Below are 6,601 nucleotides of genomic sequence, written 5' to 3'. Positions count from 1 at the left end.
CTACATCTAAAAAAGAAACTATTGAAAACTCTCGTTCTTACACGCCAGAACAGGTCAATGCGATCATTCAGCACCAAACCGAGCAACATGCACTCTCAACACAACTTTGTCATGAAGCGGGTCTACGCGCTCACGAACTGTACACACTACGACCTTCTGGCGAAGTAAATCCGAGTCCACGGGACGTACACCAAGATAAATTTTCCCAACTCCCCAATGACTCAAAAACCTACACGGTTCAAGGGAAAGGCGGTCTCATTCGTGAAGTTCAAATCCCCAACCATTTGGCAGAAAAGTTAGAAGAACGCAGACTCGATACACCACAGCAACTCTCTGACAGGGGCGTGAATTACGAATCGCATTACAACATAGCAGGAGGACACAAGTTTTCTGATGCGTTCAGCAAAGCGAGTTCTCGCGCTCTTGGGTACTCCAACGGAGCACACGGCTTACGCCATAGCTACGCACAAAACCGCTACGAACAACTGGCTAACCACTTTGAGCGTATCGATGTCATGACGATTATTTCTCAAGAGCTAGGGCATTTCCGCCCCGATATTACAGAGGTATACCTACGATGATTTGGGGATTTTTGACGGTAATTGTTGTGGGATTGGTATTGCTTTTTGCAGCACCATTTCTTGATTTTCTAACTCCCGATAGCACGATTTGGTTAGTAGACTTATCCAACTCAAATGGTCCTATTTTACTAGCACAAGGCGCAAAAACGCTCTGGTACCAATGGCAATCATGGGTTTACATATTCTTGTTTAGCCTCATGACAGCGTTCATTTTAGGTTTAATTTACAACGGCATTCGCACATTCGCAGATGAGTCGTTACTCAAAGCTAAGAAAGAATTAGCTAAAAAAACGAAAGAGATCGAAAACATAAAACGAGAATACCAAGGTCAAGTTGAGAAGGATATCGTAAACAAACACGCCAAAGAAGCGAAACGACTCAACAAGAAAGAAAACGAGATCTACGCTATCAAGCAGCAAACAGAGAACAAGGAAGTGGCGTTACAAAAGCAAATAAGAATAGTCAATCACGCACACCGTCGACAAAACCAACAGACACAGAGTAAGTTAGGTCAAAGAGATCGACTGAGCGCAGAGAAGAAAATAATGGCAGAGTTCTTAGATGAAATAGACTGGAAGTTCACGGATGGAACAAAAATCACGTATACCGCTCTAGCAAGATTAGCAAAGAAACATAGAGGCCATTAATCAGATAACAACCCTAAAAAGGGCTGTTATCTGATATAGCTTGTTTAGTGCCACACATTACAATTTGCCAGTCGACTTCCAACGGAAGTAAGTTCTTCGACTGATACCAAGCTCAACCCAAGGTTCGTTAAGGCTAGGTCTACCTCCACCTTTTGAAACTTTTCCACCCTTAGCACCTTTCTTAGCGTGCCATTGGCTTTTCTTTTCTGGCGTGAATTCTCGATACGTCCAGTTAGCGATCGACTTCGCTATCGCTTTCACTTCTGACACGGGCAAAGGAACATTGAACTGGCTATTCGTACTTTCTACTTTGTCGTAGACGGCTGCATTCCACTTTCTTTTGTAGTTAGGCGCCCAGTATTCCCGAATCGCTCTATATGCCCACTGACGAGTGTTATCGAACAACTCACAGTTACGGCCAAGACCAGACGTTTCGCTACCACGTAACGGGTGGCCTTTCAGATCGAGGTATTCCGCCAGTTCATCGAGTGTGTACTCGTACTCTGTCCAAAACTCATTTTGCCAATGTGGGTGCAGTGGATTTTTCGTCAGTAGTCCTGCGAATCCACGATCCGCTTTCAGACGCTCAATCATCGCGGATTCAATCGCAGCTGCGTAGCGAATAGGTTCACTATGCGCGATATCAGACGTACAGAATGGAACTTTCAAGCGATACGCAATGTGTGCGTGTGCGTTCTCTGGGTTCTTTGAAGTCCAATATGGTGTGGGAAGATCGTTGTCGTACCAAGCCAACACACCGCCTTGTCGATCAATATCAAAGACAAGGTAAGTGACCAACTTCGGTTGGTTCACTTGCAGATATTTTTTCTTAATCGCTGTACTTTTTGGGCGTATGTAAGTGACACCGAGTTCATCGGTGCAATACGGCTTATGAGGAAGCGTCTCGATTAGATCGAGTTGAAATGCGTTTGATTGTTTAGCTTTCACACATAACTGCACTTATGGCGGTTACGTGTGGATTGTCTTTGTCTTTCCATGTGTTAAAATTACCTTAAGCTTTAGCCCTGATAACTCTCCATTCCGCCAAGTTTGAATGAGTTTCGGGGCTTTGTTTTATCTAGAGTTAATCTTACTCCTCAATACCTTACTTCGCAATTTCCCTTCGCTTTTCTTGCTTTCAGGCACAAAAAAGGCCGCTATAGCGACCTTTCGAGAATCATTGTTCTACCGAAACACTGCACTTCGCACAAAGTGACATTACGTTAAATCCCACTCTTCACATTAAGCGACATGTTACCACCTAACATGCCGAATTTATCTTTAAGTCTTTGAATTTATGTTGACCATGAAAGATTAAATGAGCTTAGATCTGAGTAGAAATACGGCTTTTCGCCGTATAGAAAGCGTTATGTGTTTTTCTTGCAAGCGCCATGATTAATCAAAACTTTTTTCTAGCCATGCGGCATGGGTGAATTAAAAAACGGTGCCTTAGAGCGTCAATTTGGCGCCTTATTTTTGCGATTTTAAGTGGTTGTAAGTTGCTGTTTTTAAGGTGTTTATTTTTCTTGAGAACTGGTTGGTAAATGTTAGTCTTCGACTCAAATAGAAAGAGGGCTAGAAAATGGATAAAACAGACCAGTTATATGTACAAGCAGACTTTTCACATCAAGACATGAGTGGTCAGTATTTTAAAAATTGCAAATTTTTCTGCTGTTCCTTTAAACGAGCGAACCTCCGCGATACACAATTTGTAGATTGTTCTTTCATTGAACGAGGTGAATTAGAGGGGTGTGATTTTTCTTACTCGGATCTTAGAGATGCATCTTTTAAAAACTGCAGTCTTTCAATGTCGTATTTCAAAGGTGCAAATTGTTTTGGTATCGAGTTCAGAGAATGCGATTTAAAGGGTGCCAATTTTTCTCAAGCTAGCTTCATGAATCAGGTATCGAACAGAATGTATTTTTGTTCAGCTTATATAACAGGTTGTAATCTTTCATACGCCAACTTTGAAAGGCAGTGTATCGAAAAGTGTGATTTGTTTGAGAATAGATGGATTGGCGCAAATCTGAGTGGTGCATCATTTAAAGAGTCTGATTTAAGTCGGGGAGTATTTTCTGAAGGGTGTTGGAGCCAGTGTAGGTTGCAAGGTTGTGATTTGAGCCACTCGGAGTTGTATGGTTTAGACCCTCGGAAAGTTGACCTTACAGGTGTAAAAATCTGTTCGTGGCAGCAAGAACAACTTTTAGAGCAATTAGGTTTAATAGTAGTTCCTGACTAAATTTGATGGTTTGAACACACACATAACAAACGCCTCAAGAGGGACTGTCAACGCGTGGCGTTTCCAGTCCCAATGAGCCGCTGTGGTTGCAGTTGTTGTGTTTGAGTTTAGTTGTTATGCGTTGCCAGCCCCTTAGGCGGGCGTTAGCCCTCAGGAGGAAAAATGAAAATATCCATTATGGCAGCAGTTTCTGAGAATGGAGTAATTGGCTCTGGATTGGATATACCTTGGCATGTACAAGGTGAGCAGCTCCTGTTCAAAGCTATGACTTACAATCATTGGCTTTTAGTCGGTCGTAAAACTTTCGACTCAATGGGTAAACTTCCCAATAGGAAATATGCTGTGGTTACTCGCTCAGAAATGGTCTCGAATGATCCAGATGTTATTTATTTCACCAGCATTGAATCGGCATTATCTTACTTAGACAATACGACAACACATGTCTTTGTTTCTGGTGGTGGTGAAATTTACAAAGCATTAATCGAACAAGCAGATGTTATCCATCTTTCAGTGATTCATAAGCACATCTCTGGCGACGTGTTTTTCCCTTCAGTTCCACAGAGTTTCAAACAAACATTTGAGCAAAGTTTCAGTTCAAATATTGATTACACGTACCAAATTTGGGCAAAGGGCTAACAAACTGTTTAAGAGGGATTCACAACGCGTGGCATTTTTACTATGCGTTGGTTTTAGTGGTTAAGGCGGTATGCGGAAGCTTCGGTATTGCGTTGCTCACCCCTTAACAGGGCGTTAGAGCACTCCTAGTAAAGTAACATAGAGTTAACAAAATAATGTTAGATAAATTAGTTGGTAAGGTTATTAATTTCAAAGCGGTCACTAAAACCAAGGTACAGTTTGAATTAAGTGAAAATAATTGTGTAATCGAACTTCAAGTATCTGATGCTTGGGTTATTAATCGTAATGATGAAGTTACTGTTGTCGGCGAGCGGGACTCAAAAACAGGTAAGTTTATTGCCTATGCTTACAATAACCACACAAAGGGAGTATTTGGTAAGTATGATGCCCAAGTAGTAGGTGGATGGTTGTTTGTTGTTATTGGGCTATTCTTTTTTTGGGCTATTTTTCCACTGTTCTTACATGTTCCTGCAGGAATCAAACAGATTTCGCTTGGGAAAAAAGTTAACGAAGCTTTTGACTTGGTGACACAGAGCAAAGTGCTCTAACAAAGCATTTAAGAGTGATTCGCAACGCGTGACTCTGTAACGAAAATCACCTCCCCCTATTGATTAATGTATACCAATTTCATAGAACCACTTGAAGATGTATACATTAATCAGAATCCAAATTTATGCCTGAGCCACACTCAAAATCGGTGTCTATTATTCCTATTATGTTAAACGGGCGAGTTAGCTATCAAAAACAGCCCTTAGAACGCCATCAGAGGCTCTAGGCACGTTTTTAAGCACTTACTATGCCCTACTGACCCAGAAATCGGTCTGAAAGTTTGTGACGCTTTTCAGGCGATTTACAGGGCAAAAATCAGCAGGTTTATTTAAAACAAAAAACGCCCTCTAAGGCGTGTTTTTGTCATTTTTATTGGCAAGCTGCTTGTCGCACCATGCAATAATTTGATCCGCTTTCAATGTCATAACGCCTACAAGCATCATTCCTAAGATGTAAACCCAAGCCAAGACTTCCACCCAAGTAGGCACATTGTCACTCACCACAACGAAAACAGCGCAAAATGATAATACTGTAAAAATAACTCGAATAAACATAACAGCCTCTTTTTCATTGGTTCTTCCATCAAGCGTATCATTAGATTTGAAGGTCCAAACTCTCATCCATATACCAGGAAAACCGGCAACGCCGATTTTCTTGGTGCATGGATGCGACAAGCGCAGCGCGTCAGCTCTGTAGCAAATGTTTGCAGTGAACATTTGCTACTTCATCACACTGTCCCCCCATCAAATTCACTCAGCGTCCCTCTCTGTTTGCTCGCTACACATCGCAAAATCGAGAGGAACACTTCGCAAATTTCGCGAGCCTACTCGCGCTATGTAGAATTTAAAAATTCCACATAGCGCGAGCTTTAATAAGCTTTTATATAATTTCACGCAACAAAAAGCCTGCAACAAAACAATATTGCAGATAAAACGTGAAAATGTCACAATGGAATTTCCATAGCCCACTGCTGCTTATGCAGGAACCTGACCTCTACAACCTCCTTGGTTTGGTCTGCGAAAATCAAATCCGCGCTTAGTCAGAGAACTAAAAAATGATTTTGCCTCAGGGGAGTACGGCCTAGTTAACACCGTACACGTTGGTTTTAATTACTGATACCAACGGTGCTTCTCAAAGCAGCGAAACACAAAAATCAGTACGCACTTCACTGGCGGAAAGTGAACGTGAAAAGGTGTGAACAGTCGGCCTTGCTATACGAAAAAAAGCAAAATTGGCGAACGGCAATGCCGTCTGGATATTTTTACGAAAATATTTAGCTAGTTCTTACGCCCACATCGAGATTTTTATGAGCTTTGATCCAGTAGCAGCGACCGAAGCTGCAAAAAAGACCCGTGCTTTACGCAAAGGCAAAAACTATAAGAAACGCACCTCTAAACTTGAACCGTTCCGTTCTGAAATCGCCAAAATGTACAAGCATGGCGCATCTTTAGAACTGATTGCTCTGCACCTCCAAACTGAACACAAGCAATATGCAGCTCGCAGTACCATCCTCCGATATATCCATTCCATCGGAGTAACACGCAATGGCTAAAGGGCACTTCGCAAAATCAGAAAAACAAGCCGCTTCTGTCATGAAAGAAATGCAGGGGAAAGGTAATGCCATAGAATCGGTGGGAACGGCGAGGAACTACGAACAAGCATTGAAAACCTGTTGCGATTATCTGAAAGAGTTCAAGCTTGGCTCTCTAAGAGAACTAACCCCAGAACAAGCAAAAAACTACATAGAGTTACGCGCTCACGAATGTAAACAAAGCACAATCGACATGGATCGTCAGGCAATACAAACAATGATGCAGCATGTCACACATAAGTTAGAACCCAATCAAACACTATACCCACCCAAAGAGCTTCCTACATCTAAAAAAGAAACTATTGAAAACTCTCGTTCTTACACGCCAGAACAGGTCAATGCGATCATTCAGCACCAA

General features: G+C 41.9%; 8 protein-coding genes and 1 pseudogene. 7 read left to right on the top strand and 2 right to left on the bottom strand.

Going from position 1 to position 6,601, the window contains the following annotated elements; genetic code table 11:
* Both R7093_RS23670 and R7093_RS23665 read left to right on the top strand, forming a co-directional pair.
* The coding region (locus tag R7093_RS23670) for a tyrosine-type recombinase/integrase (protein ID WP_318146842.1) at positions 1 to 581 on the top strand (581 nt) is incomplete at its 5' end.
* On the top strand, positions 578 to 1,228 hold the full coding sequence (locus R7093_RS23665) for a hypothetical protein (RefSeq protein WP_102137293.1): 651 nt from the start codon (positions 578 to 580) through the stop codon (positions 1,226 to 1,228). The genes R7093_RS23670 and R7093_RS23665, both read left to right, overlap by 4 nt.
* Before the next feature lie 57 nt (positions 1,229 to 1,285).
* Here R7093_RS23665 and R7093_RS23660 read toward each other — a convergent pair whose 3' ends face one another.
* Positions 1,286 to 2,176, bottom strand: coding sequence for a replication initiation protein (locus R7093_RS23660; protein ID WP_012615284.1), 891 nt, complete (start codon positions 2,174 to 2,176; stop codon positions 1,286 to 1,288).
* 634 nt (positions 2,177 to 2,810) lie between these two features.
* Here R7093_RS23660 and R7093_RS23655 point away from each other — a divergent pair.
* The 3 genes from R7093_RS23655 (at position 2,811) to R7093_RS23645 (ending at position 4,651) form a co-directional block, all read left to right on the top strand.
* A complete protein-coding gene (locus R7093_RS23655; RefSeq protein ID WP_000361705.1) occupies positions 2,811 to 3,467 on the top strand; it encodes a quinolone resistance pentapeptide repeat protein QnrVC5 in 657 nt (218 codons plus the stop codon).
* A gap of 162 nt (positions 3,468 to 3,629) precedes the next feature.
* Positions 3,630 to 4,103 (top strand): trimethoprim-resistant dihydrofolate reductase DfrA31, encoded by a 474-nt coding sequence (dfrA31, locus tag R7093_RS23650; RefSeq protein ID WP_000703246.1) that lies wholly within the window; start codon positions 3,630 to 3,632, stop codon positions 4,101 to 4,103.
* A 155-nt stretch (positions 4,104 to 4,258) separates the two neighbouring features.
* Entirely contained in the window at positions 4,259 to 4,651 is a 393-nt protein-coding gene (locus R7093_RS23645; RefSeq protein WP_000884724.1) for a hypothetical protein, read from the top strand.
* Between the two features lie 348 nt (positions 4,652 to 4,999).
* Here R7093_RS23645 and R7093_RS23640 read toward each other — a convergent pair whose 3' ends face one another.
* Complete coding sequence (locus R7093_RS23640; RefSeq protein ID WP_225492335.1) at positions 5,000 to 5,368, bottom strand: hypothetical protein; 369 nt, start codon at positions 5,366 to 5,368, stop codon at positions 5,000 to 5,002.
* A gap of 515 nt (positions 5,369 to 5,883) precedes the next feature.
* On the opposite strand from R7093_RS23640, the gene R7093_RS23635 reads away from it, so the two are divergent.
* Positions 5,884 to 6,204, top strand: a complete 321-nt coding sequence (locus R7093_RS23635) for a hypothetical protein (protein ID WP_102137291.1) — start codon at positions 5,884 to 5,886, stop codon at positions 6,202 to 6,204.
* Positions 6,197 to 6,601 (top strand): annotated as a pseudogene (locus tag R7093_RS23630) (site-specific integrase); the annotation flags it as partial. The gene R7093_RS23635 and the pseudogene R7093_RS23630, both read left to right, overlap by 8 nt.

This window comes from Vibrio sp. 1580 (assembly GCF_033340055.1).
Note: the sequence above shows the minus strand (reverse complement) of the source record. Positions and strands in the feature narration are given on the sequence as shown.